Raw genomic sequence first — 17771 nt, forward strand, 5'->3', positions numbered from 1 at the left:
ATGTGTAAACATTTATTTACATATTAACCAACTTTCCTAATAAAACGCTAGCTTTGTTCTCTAGGTGTTTTCACTAGTTTTAAGGCTTTTGGGGTTTTGTGCAGTGCAATATTTGTGCATTTAGCGGAATTGCGCTGGGTAGTAAACGAATTGCCTCAAACCCAGCCTCTGCTAAGAGGTTTTTAATTTCCCCTTGCGAACGCGGGCGCCCCCTGCCCATGGCTAATAAATAAAAGCCAAAATAGGCATCTCCCATCTTTAACTGGCCGGGCGTGCCCGCCATTGGCTCCGCCAAAAGTAGAGCCCCTCCGGGTATTAATGCATCGTATATGTTGGCAAGCAACTGTTTTACCCTGGTATCGTCATGATCAAAAATGACTCGTATTAAAGTGGCTATGTCAGCACCCTGGGGTAAGGGATCAAAAAAATTACCACCAATCGCTTGGGTGCGAGAACCGAATTGCCTTTGTTTAAATTGCGCATTCGCCAAAGCGGCTACTGCGGGAATATCGAATAGCGTAATTTGTAAATTGGGATATTGTTGTGCTAAATCAAGTGCAAATTTACCCTCTCCACCGCCAATATCGAGTAAGTTTTTGTGCTGCGCAAATGAATAGGCTTCAAGTACTTCAGCACTAACCAAAGGTTGTGTTTGCGACATTAAAGTTGAATAAGCTTGCACCTGGTCGGCCCGCAATTTTTCTGGAGCTAAATTTTGGTCTTGAGATACATATGGCCAATACCCTGCCATTGCTGCGCTTTGATTATCTCCGCGTAACAGGGCAAGCGGATCGGCTAAATCATGATACAAATCAATGTGGTGTTTGATCATATTCATTAACGCCTCATTACCCACTAACGGTGCACCAAGCATACCAAGTGCATATCGATCTGTGCCGCGCCGGGTTAATAAATTCAGCGCCACTGCAGCGTCGAGCAGGCGGCGTAAGCCTGCTTCAGGTAGCGGTATTTCTGCGCATAAATCCCTAAAAGATTTGGCGCCCTGACTTAAAACCTCAAATATATTTACCTGCACGCAGGCTAATAGCACCTGTGAATATACAAAGCCTGCCATTAAATCAAATAGTGCGGCAGCCTGTTTACGAACGATGCCACGGGTTAAGGGAAAACGAGCACTCCAACGTTGAAAACGCGGTGAGGCAATAGTTTGGTTACGCCAGTCAAAAAAATAATCGCGTAGCTGTTTCAAAATCAGCTTGCAATATATTGGCTGTGTATTGGCCTTTGTTCTTCTAAAAACCAATCATCAGGAATTAATCGGGCAGCCTCTTTGGCAACTAAGCTTCGTAATAATTTTTCCCCTTTACAGCTAGGGATCGATTTAATCGCCTTCATCACCAATTGATCAAAATGTTGAATCGCACCAATCACGCCTAGTTCTTTAGTTGAATTCGGGCGATCATGCGCAATATCTTGCCCAGCAGGCTTTCCTGTCAAGCTTTGGTCTGCCATGACATCGCGAATATCGTCAGCTACTTGATAAGCTTCTCCTAACCACTCGCCAAGAGGGCGCCATGTTTCAGCATCAGAACCAGCTGCCTGAGCACCAGCAGCAGTAGCCGCCTCAAACAAAGCTCCCGTTTTAGTTTTTTGATAACGGCTTAAAGAAACTTTACTTTCACACTCCCAGGCCTGTCCAGCTGCAATGCCATTTGGGCTGCCAACACTAGTGGCAACCGTGGTAATCAGTGGCGCTAACCGTAATGGCGAGCGACTGCCGGCCCGCGCAATAACTTCAAAAGCCAAAACAATTAAAGCATCGCCAGCTAATACTGCTAACCGCTCACCGTAAGCCGCATGCACTGAAGGTTGACCCCGCCGAGTTGCTGCATCATCAAAACACGGCAAATCATCATGCACCAAAGAAGCGCAATGAAGTAATTCAATTGCTGCCGCTGCCGCTAATGACAAAGCCGGATCATCGTTGCCACATGCTGCAGCGACTGCTAAACACAATTGGGGGCGAATCCGCGCGCCCCCCGGAAAAATAGCGTGATGGAGGGCCTGCACTAAAGTTGGTGGTGCAAATTTTGAATCGGTTAGTGCCAGCGCTTCATGGAGCTTTAGTTCAATGCCTTGAATCACTGTGATATTTTCTGACATATATACCGCATTACCGTTATGAAGCCCTTAGGATATATACATCTATACTTTAAGGTCAATCATTAATGAGTCAGTAAAAACCCTAGTGAATTCACTTAGCCGTATTCCAAATGATTGGCCAAACCGCACACGAAGTCGCTCTATTGCGGTTGGCACTCTGCTTTGGCACGTACAAATTGCAGGCGATGCTGGGCCCACGATTTTGTTATTACATGGCACTGGTGCCTCAGCACATTCTTGGTCAGAAATAATTAATAAACTTGCCGAGCATGCTCGCGTCGTAGTACCCGATTTGCCTGGGCATGCTTTTACCTTGCATGCACCCATCAGCTCGCTTCGTTTAGATAATATGGCGCTTGAGCTCCAAAAATTAATGAAGGCCCTCGCTTTACCGGACCCCGCTTTGGTAGTTGGCCACTCTGCTGGTGCTTTATTGGCTTTGCGTTATGCCGAAATCAATCCAGAAATTCAGTGCATTATTGGCTTAAATCCCTCTTTAGTGCCACCGCCAGCAAGTTATACCCAGCTTTTTGGGCCACTGTTAAGCCCACTTACGCGCTCATCACTCGCCTCATTTATCTTGGCAAAGTTAGCGGGCGCAAGCTCGATGATTGATCGATTATTGGATTCCACCAATACCATTCTTCCCGAAGCGCGTAGAGTCTTTTATCGTCGCTTATTTTCTCAAACCAATCATGTGCTTGGGGCAATGAATTTTATGGCTGCAGCGGATATTACTGCGGTGCTAAATCAAGCTAAAACATGCCGTGCTAAATTAATTTGGGTGTTAGGAAAAAATGATCTTTGGATTCCTGAGCAGCGTTTGCGGCAGATCATTTCCAGTTACTTTCCACAAGCCACTGTGATTGAGTGGAGTGGCGGTCATCTGATGCATGAATTAGAACCGCAAAAAACGGTTGAGCTTATTTTGCATGAATTATTATTGTTGTAAGGTACGCAAGACTGCTTGTGAAACCGCTTGCGCATTTGCCTGTGGTAGGGGCAAATAGATTGAACCAACTAGCTTGGCAAGCTGCTCACCTTCAACACGAGCTTGTGGCGAAGTATCGATCCACAGCGATTTAATTGCAATTTGTCCTAAATAGCGCGCCGCTTGTTCTGCATCCACTTGAGCTTGCGCGCGCCCGGGTACCCCGTTACGACCAATATTGGCTCGGCCATCCGTAAGAAAAACAATTGCCGGAGATAAGCCTTGACGTTGGGCATTTTGCGCCAGTTCGGTAGCCATATAAATTGCTTCAGCTAATGGGGTACCGCCACCACCTGGCATTTCAGCCAAACTGCGTTTAGCGCGAACTAGCGAACGGGTTGGCGGCAAAATAATTTCTGCACCCAAGCCACGAAATGCAATGACAGCTACCTGATCACGCCGAACATAACATTCAGCCAATAAAAGTTCGACTGCGCCCTTGGCTTCAGCTAAGCGATGCATTGCTGCGGAACCCGATGCATCAACTGCAAAGACGGTGAGGGTTTGAGTGCGCTCTTGATAACGTCGCACCCGAAAATCGCTCTTAGTAATAAGAATTGTTTTATGGTTACGAGGTGCTGCCAACAAACTATTTTGTTTTTTTCGCATGGCCTGCCAAGGCGCGGCAGTACGTAAAGTGTCGATTAAAGAAAGTGCTGTGCCAGCCTGAGGATTGCCAGCAATGGAACCCAGCGGTCGACCACGCAGCCGGCCGATTTTTCTTGCCCCAGCTTTCCCGCCAAAACCCTTTTGATTTTGCAGCAAAGGGCCCTTTAATAAGACGCTTAATAAATCGGCTGGAATAGCAGCTTTAGCAGCTTCAAGCAGACTCTCCTTGGTTGGCTCTATTTCTTCCTGCTGATTTTCTGGTGGTGGCATCTCTGGCGTAGATGCGTTATCAAGCGTATTTTCCGGAGCGGCATTTTGTTCGGGAAGTGTGTCAGCTTCCGCTTCATCGAGGATGTCTTCTGCGGGCGCTGGTTCTTCACCCGGCATTTGGGTTGCCCGTGGTGCAATTACCAAGGCTATTGCTTCGCTGAGGTGGCTATCAGCCACCTGCTCAGCACCTTGCATAGTCGCCAAGTAGCAGGCTGTTTTTGCAGCATAGTGCAAAGCCCGAACTGAATGCACACCTAACTGCATAGCAGTTTCAGTGAGAGCAAACCATTGCTCATCGGTGAGCATGGTTTGGGCCGAATTCATGTTTTGAGTTTGAGAACAGAATTGCTCGTCCTGCAATTGCTTGCTGGCATCCAATTCAAAAAGGTTGGCTTCAGTTTCAGCTATATCACGCCAATGAATTTCGTCTAAATTCAGATGAAACGCCAGACGGTCCTGAAGTTTAATATTCGTCCGTTCCTCAGCTTCACTCCCTTCATCTAGGGCAACGATGCCGAATTGGCAGGGCAATACATAGCTTTGTCCATCTCGCTCTAGGCGCAACTGCCCCTGATCTAATGCCATACAGATTCGCGACACGACATGCACATCAACTCGTTCTGCCATGGGCAGCAACAGAATCTGGCCATCGCTATTGGCTAAGATACCGCTTCTGAAGGCGGGCTTACCTGTGTGTAGAGTTGCCTCTAAGTCGAGTCCACCCAATAAATTTTCATCGCTAATACCCAAAGGAATTCGCCGTAAAGGAGTCCTAAGTCCGGCATTGCGTGCCAAGGATTGTAAATAATTAAGCCATTGGTCTCTCACTGGTCCAGCGCGGGCGCGTAAAATAATACCGCCAAAGCCATGGGGATTACTCTGTAGAATTTGCGCTACTAATCGTGCGCGCAACCAAAGCGCCAGACTCATGCAGGAAATACTTCGGCTAAGGCGCGTTTAATCCGAATTGCTGAACTAGCATCATCTAATGGGTTGCGCCTTAAGCGATGTTGTAAAGCAGGCACCGCAATGGCTTTGAGATCGTCTAGGGTGACGGTATTTTTTCCATTTAAAGCCGCAACAGCGCGTGCGGCGCGCAGCAAGGTAAGCTCTCCGCGTAAACCATCTGTACCAAGATGACTACATAAAGTTGCAGCCTGCTCTAATAATTTATCGCTCACCTTCACCAGGGGTAATTTCTTACGCGCCAACTCAAGTGATTTACGAAGAACATCTTCCTGTTCTTGCCATTCTGCAAGAAAAGTAACTGCATTACGCTCAAATGCATCGCGGCGCTTAATAATTGTGACTCGGTCTTGCATATTGGTTGGTGTTTTTACCTCTACTGCCAAGCCAAAGCGATCAAGTAGTTGGGGTCTTAGCTCACCCTCCTCTGGATTGCCACTGCCGACCAAGACAAATTTAGCTGGATGGCGAATACTTAAGCCTTCACGCTCAACGACATTTTCACCTGAGGCAGCTACGTCGATGAGTAAATCAACTAAATGATCGTCGAGCAAATTGACTTCATCAATATACAGAAAGCCACGATTAGCGCGCGCTAATAAGCCTGGATCAAATGCCTTTTCTCCTAGAGTCAAGGCTTTTTCAATATCTAAGGCACCTACTACCCGATCCTCTGTCGCTCCCAAGGGTAAATCAACCACAGGTACAAGACGTTTAATGGTTTTTAATTGGACTGGCTTACTTTTTTTTCCTGCAATAACTTGGCTCGCGTTAAACGCACTCAGCCTAGCCCGCAAGCCATCACAATAAAAACAGAGTCCTGCAGGTGCCTTGGGATCACAACCATAGGGGCAATCAGCAACGGCATTCATTGGCGGCAATAGAGCAGCCAATGCTCTTACGGCAGTTGATTTTCCAGTGCCGCGATCACCCATGACCAAAACACCACCAATCGTCGGCTCAAGAGCGGCGACCAAAATAGCGCGCTTCATATCCTCTTGCCCAACGATTGCAGAAAACGGATAGTACCGCGCCATACTACTTCTCCTAAAAATAAATATTATGCCGTGGGTTAGGGGTGGGGTACATTAAAATTCACCCATGAAGCAGAATCAGTTTAAATCAGTTATGTTGTGGCTTGTTGGGGTTTGTGCGTTTCTGCTATGCGTGATTCTAATTTGGGCATGGGCCCCCGATAAAAACCGCGCTGACTTAGAAAAAATCTATGCTACCGCACCCAGTGCTTTTATTGAGGTGCTGAATATGCGCGTGCATTACCGTGATGTTGGGCCGCCCGCCTCAATCAAAAGAAAACCACAAACCTTAATCTTTTTGCATGGCTTTGGCTCAAGTTTACAAACTTGGGATGCATGGGTCGCTGCCCTCGCGCAAGATTATCGGGTAGTAAGTCTCGATTTACCTGGCTTTGGCCTCACTGGTGCAAACCCCAGCGCAAACTACTCCGATGCATTTGTGCTGCAATTTTTAGGCGCTTTTGCAGATCAACTCGGAATTCAAAGTGCAGTCTGGATTGGAAACTCAATGGGTGGTCGCTATGCCTGGGAAATGGCCGTAGCGCAGCCTCAGCGTGTAGATAAATTGGTATTAATTTCGCCTGATGGTTTTGCCAGTAAGGGCTTTCAATATGGTCAGAAGCCGAGCATTTCGCCCTTGCTGCATGTCATGCGCTTTTTTTTACCGCAAGCTATTTTAGAAATGAATTTAAAACCTGCTTATGCTAATCCTGCCATCATGGATGAAGCGCTAGCTCAACGTTATTATGATTTAATGCTGGCGCCCGGTGTACGCGCAAGTCTGCTCGAAATCATGCGACAACATGTCTTACAAGACCCCCGCCCACTATTAGGGCAAATTCAAGCACCTACTTTATTACTCTGGGGTGAGCGCGATGGCTTTATTCCGATTCGCAATGCACAAGATTATTTACAGTTGATGCCCAAGGCCAAATTAGTACCTTTGCCCAACATTGGTCATATTCCCCAAGAAGAACAGCCTCAAGAAGGCCTTAAGGCACTCTGGCAGTTTTTAAAATCATAAAGTGTATTTATGCTTCTTTTTAAGCGGCTACTTTAATCCCACTGACGTGTACACCTTCCAGCCGATCTTCTAATTCATCATTAGCCTCTTGCATTGCTGACAACATGGCTGAATCGGGTTGCCAATAATTGCGCTGGGAAGCTTCAGTCAAGCGATTTGCTAAGCGTGCAGCTGCTGTCGGATTGAGTTTAGCCAAACGTTCGCGCATATCGGGGTCTAGCATAAATGTTTCCGTTAATTGCTTATAAACCCAAGGCTGTACTTGACCTGTAGTTGCCGACCAACCCATAGTATTAGTGATATGCACTTCAATTTGCCGGACACCCTCATAGCCATGTTGCAACATACCCTCATACCATTTTGGATTGAGCATCCGCGTGCGGGTTTCAAGAGTTACCTGCTCGGAGAGCGAGCGCACGGTTCCATCGCCTTTGGTTTGGTCACCAATATAAACTGGCACATCTGTACCGCCCTTAGCACGCTTAACCGCTCGCGTAATACCGCCTAAGGTGTCAAAATAATTATCAATCGTGGTCACTCCAAGCTCCATCGAATCGAGATTCTGATAAGTCATTTCAACATTAGCCAAAACGCTTTTTAGCAGCGCACTATTTTGAATTGGCTTACCTGCTCGACCAAAGGCAAATCCTTTGCGCCTAGTGTAAGTTTCAGCTAACTCATCTTCTTCTGCCCAGACACTGTTTTCCACCATATTGCTAACATTAGCGCCATAGGCACCATCGGCATTGCCGTAGACTCTTAAAGCCGCGGTTTCCAAATCACAACCATGTTCGGTTTGATAGGCCAAAGCGTGTTTGCGAATAAAATTTTGCTCTAGGGGCTCAGCAGCACTTGCTGCCATAAAGGCAGCCTCGGCTAATAATTTAATTTGTAATGGTAGTAAGTCGCGGAAAATACCCGAGAGTGTAATCACTACATCAATGCGCGGTCGACCTAATTCTGCCAGCGGAATTAACTGTGCACCCGCAAGCCGGCCATAACTATCAAAGCGTGGTAAGGCTCCCATTAGAGCTAGGGCTTGGCCAATTTGGCCGCCCTCCGATTTTAAATTATCACTACCCCATAAAACCATGGCAATCGATTCTGGTATTGCATTGCCATCAGCAATAAATTTTTGCACGATTTTTTCAGCTTGCTTAGCACCATCTTTAACTGCAAAAATACTGGGAATGCGAAAAGGATCGAAGCCATGTAGATTGCGCCCAGTGGGTAAGACTTCAGGATTACGCATCACATCACCGCCTGCTGCAGGCCGAATAAAATGACCATCGAGGGCATCGAGCATGCCAGTAACTTCGGTCTCTTGTGACATGAGCAGATTGGCGCGAATCATTTTTGCGAATAAATCTTCAAGCGTCTCTAGCGAACCAAGTTGAAGTAAGTCGGGGTACTGACCTACTACCTCACTAGGATTTTTTCCATCAAGTAATGCCTGCACCACTGCATCAGCGATGGGATGATCTAAAGCCACATCTGCCATGGCTTTTAATAAACCAAAACGTTCAGCCAAGGGCGGAACAGCGCCAACAATATGCAAGCCATGCGGTATCAAGGTGTATTCAAACTTTATTAAATCAGAATAGAGCTTACTGACCACCTGTTCTAGAGCCCGTTGATCTGCAAGGTTCCATAAGGGCTCAGCGGCACATAAATCAATTGCAGCAGCTTGTGCCTGAATTAAAATTGCTAGTTCATGGCTTTCGTGTTCTGCTTCGGGCTCCAGACTTCGCCAGCGTTCAATAGAGGCTTTTAAATCAGCTAAACCTGCGTAAAGCCCAGCTTGCATTACTGGCGGCGTTAAATAACTTACTAGGGTTGCGCCTGAACGGCGTTTTGCAATCGCGCCTTCGGATGGATTATTAGAAGCGTAAAGATAAATATTGGGTAGGTCGTTGATCAGGCGATCTGGCCAGCAAGCGCCGCTCATCCCCGTTTGTTTGCCTGGCATAAACTCAAGGGCACCATGCGTGCCGAAATGGACCACAGCATTTGCCGCAAAATCTTCTCTTAGGTAGCGATAGAAAGCCGAGAAGGCATGGGTAGGAGCAAAGCCGTGCTCAAACAATAGACGCATCGGATCGCCTTCATAGCCGAAGGCAGGCTGTACTGCCAACAAAATATTACCAAATTGCTTACCTAATACAAAAATAGAACTACCGTTACTTAATTGTTTACCAGGTGCTGGGCCCCACTGCGCTTCAATTTCTTTTAACCAGCGCTCGCGTTTAACGTGATCATCGGTGGCAATTAAAGTATGGACATTTGCATCGGCTCCATATTGCTGGGCATTGCCTTTTAGTAATTGCGTGCGTAATTCATCAGTAGTAGCAGGTACCTCTACGGTGAAGCCTCTGGCCTTCATTCCTAACAACAAATTATGCACTGACTCAAATACGCTTAAATAGGCAGCACTACCAATATTGCCTGCATTCGGTGGAAAATTAAACAAGACAATCGCTACTTTGCGTTGGGCGCGCTCTGAGCGACGCAAATCAACTAACTTTGCTACCCGAGCAGCTAACATGCCGACTCGCTCAATACAGGTAAACATATCTTGAGGATGATGCTCCTCGTTAAAGGTGCACTCTTTATGGCAACCATGGCAAGTTTTGCCGGCCGCACCAGGTCTGCCACCGTATACCATTGGCACAGTTGCACCATCGAGCTCTGGAATAGCAACCATAATGGTGCTCTCAACTGGTAACAGACCTCGATCAGACCCACCCCATTGCTCTAAGTTTTGAAACTCCACTGGATGGGCGGCAATATAAGGCACATTTAATTTTGCTAAAACTTCTTCAGCTGCTTTGGCATCGTTGTATGCAGGACCACCAACCAATGAGAAGCCCGTCAACGAAATCAGTGCATCAATACTTGCTGCGCCATTTTGTGTAAAAAAAGCATCAATCGCTGGGCGCGAATCCAATCCGGATGAAAAAGCTGGAACCACTTGCAAACCTTGAGCTTCCAAAGCAGCAATGACGGGATCGTAATGGCCACTATTGCCTGAAACTAAATAGGAGCGCAAGAGCAAGATACCCACTTTGCCACGGGCCTTCGTTTGGGGCACGACTATGGGTAAGTCTTGTAAATTCTCACTTAGACGGACCTTCATGCGGGGGTGATAAACCCCTAGATCGGGGTAAGCTACCGGATCAATGGCTTTTGCGCTCTCGCGTAAACTAGCCCGCGCTCCTGCCGCATAACGATTGATCAAATAGCTCATTAAATTAAATAGGTTTTCTTGTGAGCCGCCTAACCAATATTGCAAAGACAGAAAATAAGCCCGCAGATCCTGCGCCGTGCCCGGCACAAAACGCAATACTTGGGGAATTAACCGCAACATTTTCATTTGTTTTGCCCCAGCGCTCGAGCCCCCTTGGCTCTTGCCATCCTTGCTTTTACTGGTTGGGCGCAATTTTTTCATTAAGGCCATTAAAGGGCTGGCCGGTAAACTCATGTCAAGCTTACTTAAACGCGTTAGCTTAGTAACCTCTCCCGCCGACATTGCGCATAGCATTGCGTCGCAATGATCCCGTCGGGTGCGTAAGTTTTCGACGATGGGTAAATAATGATCTTCAAGAAACAGCATCGTGACAATCACAATATCGCCTTCTGCAATATCGTTTTTGCACTCATTTAATAATTGATCGCTAGTGGCATATTCACTAGCAGAGTGAATTTTTAAAGAGAATCCAGGAATTGTTTTTTGTAGATCTCGCTCAGCACGACGCGCAGCACTATTTAAGTGCGTGTCCATGGTAATTAAAACCATGTTCATTGACTTTTTTTGAGTGCGCACAGCTGCTAGCTCGGCCATTTAATCTCCCAACACCCATTTTTAATAAAAACAAATAAAGTGTCAATTAAATTTTACATAACCTAGGGTAAAAACTTAATTACAAACAAGGGTATACCCTTAAAAGTAAATCGGGATTTCCCAATTCTCTGCGTAGATTTAGATTACTGAGAGTGATTTAACACAATCGTTGCTAATTTTTTTAAGGAATGACGTTTTTAGTGAAGCTATCAAAAGCGGTTGATCTCTCGTGTGATGATGGTGCGGTTACAGGTGAAGCCAACTTGATAGCCCTTAATTCACCTCGCCTCTCGGTTTGGCCTGAGCCGGTGCCAATCGATTCTGGCCCAAATGAACACTTGGGATGGCTAGTACGCACAATTGAAAAATCGATCATTCCACGACTGCTCTCGGCTCATCTGCATGCTGAGAGTGAAATTGAAGCCGAACAATTTTTATCCAACTCAACTGAAGATCCAGAAAAAATCGCCACTTTAGCTGGCTTAGTGCTAGCCGATGAAAGTTCAGTTGCAGGTAGTTATGTTAGCGAGTTACATGCCAGCGGCATTCCTTTAGATGAAATCTATTTGCGCTTATTGGCCCCAGTTGCGCGACGTTTAGGGGAAATGTGGGATAGCGACGAGTGCACCTTCCACCAAGTGACCGTCGGTTTATGGCGCCTGAAACAACTGATGTATGACCTTAGTCCGCTATTTCAAGAGTTTGCCCGTTCCAATACCTTAGGTGCTCGCGCCATTCTAATTCCAATGCCGGGCTCGCAACACACCATGGGTTTATTTATGGTTTCTGAATTTTTCCGCCGTGCTGGCTGGAAAGTATGGGGCGAATGGGCGAACTCGGAAGCAGAGATTATGACGGTCATTCAAGCAGAATGGTTTGATTTAATCGGCATTTCAGTCAGCATCCAAGATCAGTTCGATGCCTTAGCGGTCTTTATTAAAGCCATTCGAACTTACTCAAAGAATCCTAAAATCGGCATTATGGTGGGTGGGCCTATTTTTGTTGCACACCCTGAACTCATTGCGCAGGTTGGTGCCGATATTACCGGAGTCGATGCTGAACAAGCTCTCGAACAGGCCGAGATTTTGCTGACAAAAATTCATGGTCGGCACCCCAGCTCACTCTAGCGCGAAGACTACATAGAATTGGCTGTCTTACGATTATCTAGGCTGGCTTTGATTGCGGCCATGCCTTGGGCTATTGAATAGGGCGGATGGTAATGCAGTTGTTGCTGTGCAGCTTCCGTATTTAAGGTAAAGGCATAGCCCATCAACCGCACCATTTCACGCACTAAAGGGGGTTTACCTCTTAAAGGCAAATAAGCCCACCCCGTTTCTGCGAAATGGGCTAAAGCCCAAGCTAAGCTTTTTGGCAATGACCAACTTGGGGCTTGAAAACCCCCCGCCTGCAACCGCGCAGTCATAAATTCCTTAAAGGTGAGAACTTCCCTATCGCTAATATAAAAAGCTTGACCGCCTACCTCATGATCCATTGCTAATAACACAGCTGCGCACAAATTCCCCACATAACAGGTCGAAAATAAATACTGCCCATGACCAAACCAAGCAAATTGGCCTAACTTGACAGCAGGGCCAATGATGCGTTCCACCGCATCATGGGGTCCCCACACAAATGCTGGACGTAAAGCCACCGTTTGAAACGTAGCGCTTGCGGCTGCTAAGACCAGTTCTTCAGCGCGGGCTTTACTTGATGAATAAGGTAACTCAACACATTGAGTTAAAGGCGCAGTCTCATCCAGATCAAATAAGTCTTGCGGTGCGTGCATCGCTACTGATGCGGCACTAAGATAAATAAATTTTTTAACTGCCGCTACTTGGGCTGCCTTTAAAAGCGTGTGGGTTAGTTCAATATTCGCGCGTGCAAATTCGGCTGGCGTACTTCCTAACTTTAATAAGGCTGCCACATGAATGATGACATCACAATGACTAAATTGCGTTTCTAGGTCTTGTTGCTGATCTAGTTCGCACTGCCAAGCAACTCCTCCCAGCGCCTTAACCTGTTCACCTGCCTCTGCAGAGCGAACATGACAAATGAGTCGGCACTGACTAGCAACTAATTTTTTTAGTAGCGCTTGTCCAATAAAACCGCTAGCGCCAGTTAAGAAAATTGTTAGCAAAAAACGCTTTCAATATTGCCATAGCACTTCACTACGGCGCATAAACGGCAAGCTCCAAGGCGGGTTGTAGCGGGCAAATTGGACTTCTCCTATTGGCTTAAGACCTTTTTGTTCCATCCATAAGCGGAGTTCGGCTGTTTTTTCTGCTACTTTTTCAGCGCTATTGAACCCTGAAAATTGCATCACTGCTTTCTTCATCGCTGGAATTTCCCGTAACTGAATTTGGCGATCAAGTGGTACAGGTAAAGTTGCTAAAGTGTATTGGCTAGGCATTAAAAATGACACTTTCCACTGACCAGCTTTTTGCGCTTCTAAAACTGGCTGGTTCTTTTGGTTCGGCGAGGCAGTAGCTGGATCGAATGGTTGAATACTGACCGGCACGGTCATGGCAATTTTTTCACTACTGCCGGACAGTGCATTGTTGGCAGCACTTGCGCGTGCTTGATTGCCGCCAAAAATATAGGCAGCAATGAGGCGAAATCCGCTATTTGAAGCGCTATCGAGGTCACCATCAACTAAGACCTCCGCCACAATATGTGGCGCATAGGCACGTAATTCATAGGGTGCCTGCTGTTCAATTACCGTATATTGAGGTTCTTCAATGGCCATAGCTGCCTGTGTTAGAAGGTGTGAAAATAAGAAGAAAAGCGCGCAGGGTAAGCGCATTTGTAAGCGTCTTAAAAGGGAATGCATACCTAATAATAAGTGGATTCTTTGGTCAGCGGGAGCAGCGCAATAAAAGGGTCTGACATAATGCCCGCATGGCCATTAAAAACGACCCTGACTTAGCTGACTTAGCTGATTTAGCCTATCAAAAAGACACCCTGAATTTGGTCTCGCGTACTTTTGCCATTACGATTCCATTATTACCGCCTCCGCTTGAAAGAGCGGTTGGGTGCGCCTACCTGCTGTGCCGTATTGTCGATACTATCGAAGATGCGAGCTGCTTAGCAGCACCTGAAAAAGTGGTTTTATCAGAACTGTTTCTCGCAGCTTGCCTAAACCAAAAACCCATTAGTGAGTTTATGCAGTCTTGTAGTACGGCCCTAGAATTACACCCTAATTTAGCCGAGCGCGATTTAATCGCGCACACCGCTACAGTAGTCCGTATTTTGCATTGCTGCCCCGCTAATCAACAAACAGCTATTTTGCGCTGCATCAGCATCATGTCGCAGGGAATGACTCGTTTTCATGCTAAACAAAATCCATTAGGACTAAAAAATCTTCAGGAATTTGAAGAGTATTGCTATGTTGTAGCTGGCGTGGTGGGTGAAATGCTAACTAGTCTTTTTGCTGCCCATTCATCGCAATTTGCCCAAGCCATTGCTAAGCAAGAATCGCTTGCGATGGCATTTGGTCAAGCCTTACAAATGACCAATATTTTAAAAGACTCACTTGAGGATCAAGCTCGCGGAGTTTCATGGTTACCACAAAATGTGACTCAAGCTGAACTGTTAGCATTGGCAATACAAAAACTCGATGCCGCCCTAACTTATATTCTTTTCATCCCCAAGGCAGAATTTGGAATGCGGCGATTTTGTTTGCTGGCCCTTGGTTTAGCCGTATTAACACTGGATAAACTAGCAGCCAGCAAGAAAACTAAACACCAGCCGCAGAAAATTTCTCGCCGTACTGTCGCTCTGTTTTATCACTTTACCCTTATAGCGGCACACTCGAATACTTTAATCAAACTATTTTTTTATTGTGCTGCCCGCCCGCTAAAAAGGGTAGCAATAAGGCCTTAATCCACAATAACCCCTTCATGATGCAATAACCATTGTTTTATTTGCCGATTAAATCCAGGGGTATCCTCTTGCATAAAACCCCCCAGATGGTTTGCTGCCACCACTCGATGGCAAGGTATCACTAAAGGGTAATGATTGGCGCCGCAAGCAGCGCCGACAGCCCGCGGGCCACTTTTTATTTTTTTGGCAATTGCACCATACGTCGTTGTTAGCCCCACTGGAATTTTAGCTACTGTAGCCCACACCTTTTGCTGGTGCAATGTTCCAGCGGGCTTAAGAGGAATATCAAAAACAAAATTAGCATTCTGAAAATAGTGGGCACACTGGCATGCCAATTCTTTGGCTAAGTCATTGTTCGGGCTTTGTAAGTCGGTCTGCGCGGTCAAATACGTAATTCTTGCCACCATCAAACTACCGTCAACAATTTCAGTTTGTATACCCAATCTTCCAAAGGGAGCAGGTATTACGCAAATTTGCGCGGTAGGGTCTAAAAAGACTGGCAGAGGGGGGTTTTTAGGCATTCAAGATAATTCCATAAGTACTGACAACTGAATACATGCAATCTGACGCTTTTTTGATTGATGTTTGCTATATTAAAACGCTTATTGTCCACTTTAGGAACAGATCATGGATTCTTTTTTTGACGGCTGGCCCCTCTGGAGCCAAGCGGTCTTAGTGATTTTTTTACTCGTGCTCTCAGGATTTTTTTCCATGTCAGAAACTAGTATGCTGGCCTCTAATCGTCATCGTTTAGGGTTGCTGGCAAGCCAAGGAAATCCGGGGGCTGCCATTGCCGATCGCTTGCTGCAACGCATCGACTCTTTACTCTCGGTGTTACTCATTTCTAATAATCTGATTAACACCATACTTCCTATTTTGGTAACCAGTTTAGCGCTCCATTTATTTGGTCATAGTGGTTTAGTGTTATCGATCTCGACCATCGTCATCGCCTTATTAATTATCGTTTTTAGTGAAATTACCCCGAAAGTAATCGGTGCAGCCTTTCCCGAAGCTATCGCTAGCAAAGTCAGTTGGATTATCCTGCCCCTTACTTATATTCTGAAACCTTTACTGTGGTTCATTAATAGTTTTGTCTCTGGTTTAATGCGCATATTTGGGCTATCGACTACTGGCAATAATGCGGCTATGTCGGTCGATGAATTGCGTAGCCTAGTTTTAGAATCAAATCATTTTGTCTCAAGTCAATATCGCAATATCTTACTAAATCTATTTAATTTAAAAAATATTTTGGTTGATGACGTCATGACACCCAAAGCCAAAATTGAAATTCTCGATTTATCTCGACCTATTGAGGAAGTTGTGCAGCAATTAGAAACCTGCTATCACAATAAATTACCTGTAATAGCGGGTGATACCGAACGCATTATTGGTATTTTATCGGTTAAAAAAGCCTTATCTCTTTTGGGCAATGATGAATTAAACCATGCTAATTTCCTAGAATTGTTACAAGAGCCTTACTTTATCCCTAGCGGTACACCGGTACTACAACAAATGCAATTTTTTCAAGATAACCAACAACGACTTAGTCTGGTAGTAAATGAATATGGTGACGTCATGGGTTTAGTCACTTTTGAGGATATTGTTGAAGAACTAATTGGCGAGTTCACTACCTCTTTTTCCAATTTAGCTCATGAACCGCGGTGGCAAGCGGATGGTACCTACTTAGCAAACGGTAGCGCAAACTTGCGTGACCTGAACCGCCTATTACAAATTTCCTTACCAATTAATGGACCCCGTACCTTAAATGGCTTAATTTTAGAAGACCTTGAACAAATTCCAGAACATGATGTCAGCCTTAAAATTGCTGGAGTGGTGATGGAAATTATGCAGTTTGACGATCAGGGTATTAAAACTGTGCGCTTGTATCGACCCACAGCTTTTCAAGCCGTTTAAGCTTGGCGCTCTTAACCGATGACTCTCTCATTATTCGTGCTTGGCAAGAAATTGCGGCTAAAGCGATTTCGGCTCGAGCGACCGATATTCACATTGAGCCTCAGGAACACATTACCTTAATTCGTATTCGAGTTGACGGCTATCTTCATGTTCTCTGCCGCCAAAATAAATCTCTCCACGAACGCCTTATTACCCGCATTAAAATTTTAGCGCGCCTCGATATAGCTGAACAACGCATTCCGCAAGACGGTCGAATTTGTATTGGTCTAACATTAAATCAAGCCAACATCCATTGTCGCGTTTCCTGCCTGCCAACCCTCTACGGCGAAAAAATTGTCATTCGTATATTGCCTAGTAATCTCGCTGATCTGGCACTTGATCAACTGGGTCTATTGCCGCAACAACTGGCTATTGCGCAACTAGCAATTGAAAAACCACACGGCTTGATTTTAGTTTGCGGTCCTACCGGCAGCGGTAAAACTCGTACCCTCTATACTTTTTTACAACATCTGAATCACCTGCATAGTAATTTATGCTCGATCGAAGACCCCATTGAAATTCATCTGGCAGGCGTCAATCAGGTCGCCTATCAACCTAAGGCAGGTCTTGATTTTCCGACTATTATGCGAGCCTTGTTACGGCAGGATCCTGACGTCATGATGATTGGTGAAATTCGTGATCAAGCGACAGCTGAACTGACCATTCAAGCAGCACAAACTGGCCACTTGGTCTTAAGTACATTACATACTCAAGATGCCCTAGGCGCAATTGATCGACTACAGCATTTGGGCATTAACTCTGAAGCGCTGAGTAGTTGTTTGCATTGTCTTAGTGCCCAGCGTTTAGTGCGCCGTATTTGTAGCGCGTGTCACAATCGTGGAAATAGTTGTGACTTATGCTTGGGCAATGGCTTCTTTGGGCGCCTTGGCATTCATGAGGTCATTCCGTTTTCAGGAGAGCTCGCGCAAGCGTATTGTGATGGCGCTAGCACCCAGCAATTACGCCAACGGGCAAAGGGGTTGGGTTATCTCAACCTCCTAGCGGCCGGCTTATTACAAGTGAAGCATGGCTACATTAGTGAAGCTGAGTTGTATCGCCAGATTCAATAACTTGCTA

14 protein-coding genes are annotated in these 17771 nt (G+C 45.9%); 6 read left to right on the plus strand and 8 right to left on the minus strand.

Annotated elements, in window-relative coordinates:
• Positions 1–79: 79 nt before the first annotated feature.
• Positions 80–1210, minus strand: coding sequence for an acetylserotonin O-methyltransferase (locus LZT21_RS00800; protein WP_233989089.1), 1131 nt, complete (start codon positions 1208–1210; stop codon positions 80–82).
• A 2-nt stretch (positions 1211–1212) separates the two neighbouring features.
• A complete protein-coding gene (locus tag LZT21_RS00805; protein ID WP_233923159.1) occupies positions 1213–2124 on the minus strand; it encodes a polyprenyl synthetase family protein in 912 nt (303 codons plus the stop codon).
• Between the two features lie 85 nt (positions 2125–2209).
• On the opposite strand from LZT21_RS00805, the gene bchO reads away from it, so the two are divergent.
• Positions 2210–3076 carry an alpha/beta fold hydrolase BchO gene (gene bchO / locus LZT21_RS00810; protein ID WP_233989090.1) on the plus strand — a complete coding sequence of 289 codons (867 nt, stop codon included), beginning with the start codon at positions 2210–2212 and terminating at the stop codon, positions 3074–3076.
• On the opposite strand, the gene LZT21_RS00815 is transcribed toward bchO, so the two are convergent.
• Entirely contained in the window at positions 3065–4924 is a 1860-nt protein-coding gene (locus LZT21_RS00815) for a magnesium chelatase subunit D (protein WP_233989091.1), read from the minus strand. The genes bchO and LZT21_RS00815 overlap by 12 nt on opposite strands.
• Positions 4921–5997 (minus strand): magnesium chelatase ATPase subunit I, encoded by a 1077-nt coding sequence (gene bchI / locus LZT21_RS00820; protein ID WP_233923162.1) that lies wholly within the window; start codon positions 5995–5997, stop codon positions 4921–4923. Before bchI ends, LZT21_RS00815 begins: the two co-directional genes overlap by 4 nt.
• 64 nt (positions 5998–6061) lie before the next feature.
• Here bchI and LZT21_RS00825 point away from each other — a divergent pair, with 64 nt between their 5' ends.
• Complete coding sequence (locus LZT21_RS00825; protein ID WP_233923163.1) at positions 6062–7018, plus strand: alpha/beta fold hydrolase; 957 nt, start codon at positions 6062–6064, stop codon at positions 7016–7018.
• A gap of 19 nt (positions 7019–7037) precedes the next feature.
• On the opposite strand, the gene LZT21_RS00830 is transcribed toward LZT21_RS00825, so the two are convergent.
• Positions 7038–10859, minus strand: a complete 3822-nt coding sequence (locus LZT21_RS00830) for a magnesium chelatase subunit H (protein WP_233989092.1) — start codon at positions 10857–10859, stop codon at positions 7038–7040.
• A 200-nt stretch (positions 10860–11059) separates the two neighbouring features.
• On the opposite strand from LZT21_RS00830, the gene LZT21_RS11900 reads away from it, so the two are divergent.
• Entirely contained in the window at positions 11060–11986 is a 927-nt protein-coding gene (locus LZT21_RS11900; RefSeq protein ID WP_233989093.1) for a cobalamin B12-binding domain-containing protein, read from the plus strand.
• An 8-nt stretch (positions 11987–11994) separates the two neighbouring features.
• Here LZT21_RS11900 and LZT21_RS00840 read toward each other — a convergent pair whose 3' ends face one another.
• Both LZT21_RS00840 and LZT21_RS00845 read right to left on the minus strand, forming a co-directional pair.
• Positions 11995–12996, minus strand: a complete 1002-nt coding sequence (locus tag LZT21_RS00840; RefSeq protein WP_233989094.1) for an NAD(P)-dependent oxidoreductase — start codon at positions 12994–12996, stop codon at positions 11995–11997.
• A 9-nt stretch (positions 12997–13005) separates the two neighbouring features.
• Positions 13006–13605, minus strand: a complete 600-nt coding sequence (locus tag LZT21_RS00845) for a heme-binding protein (protein ID WP_233989095.1) — start codon at positions 13603–13605, stop codon at positions 13006–13008.
• Between the two features lie 152 nt (positions 13606–13757).
• Here LZT21_RS00845 and LZT21_RS00850 point away from each other — a divergent pair, with 152 nt between their 5' ends.
• Complete coding sequence (locus LZT21_RS00850) at positions 13758–14741, plus strand: squalene/phytoene synthase family protein (protein ID WP_233934895.1); 984 nt, start codon at positions 13758–13760, stop codon at positions 14739–14741.
• Here LZT21_RS00850 and LZT21_RS00855 read toward each other — a convergent pair.
• Positions 14738–15262 carry a methylated-DNA--[protein]-cysteine S-methyltransferase gene (locus LZT21_RS00855; RefSeq protein ID WP_233923169.1) on the minus strand — a complete coding sequence of 175 codons (525 nt, stop codon included), beginning with the start codon at positions 15260–15262 and terminating at the stop codon, positions 14738–14740. The genes LZT21_RS00850 and LZT21_RS00855 overlap by 4 nt on opposite strands.
• Positions 15263–15368: 106 nt before the next feature.
• Here LZT21_RS00855 and LZT21_RS00860 point away from each other — a divergent pair, with 106 nt between their 5' ends.
• Positions 15369–16655 carry an HlyC/CorC family transporter gene (locus LZT21_RS00860; RefSeq protein ID WP_233923170.1) on the plus strand — a complete coding sequence of 429 codons (1287 nt, stop codon included), beginning with the start codon at positions 15369–15371 and terminating at the stop codon, positions 16653–16655.
• Between the two features lie 2 nt (positions 16656–16657).
• Complete coding sequence (locus LZT21_RS00865) at positions 16658–17764, plus strand: GspE/PulE family protein (protein ID WP_233923171.1); 1107 nt, start codon at positions 16658–16660, stop codon at positions 17762–17764.
• The last annotated feature ends 7 nt before the right edge of the window (positions 17765–17771 follow it).

Source organism: Polynucleobacter sp. IMCC 30228 (genome assembly GCF_021395205.1).
Lineage (GTDB): Bacteria > Pseudomonadota > Gammaproteobacteria > Burkholderiales > Burkholderiaceae > Polynucleobacter.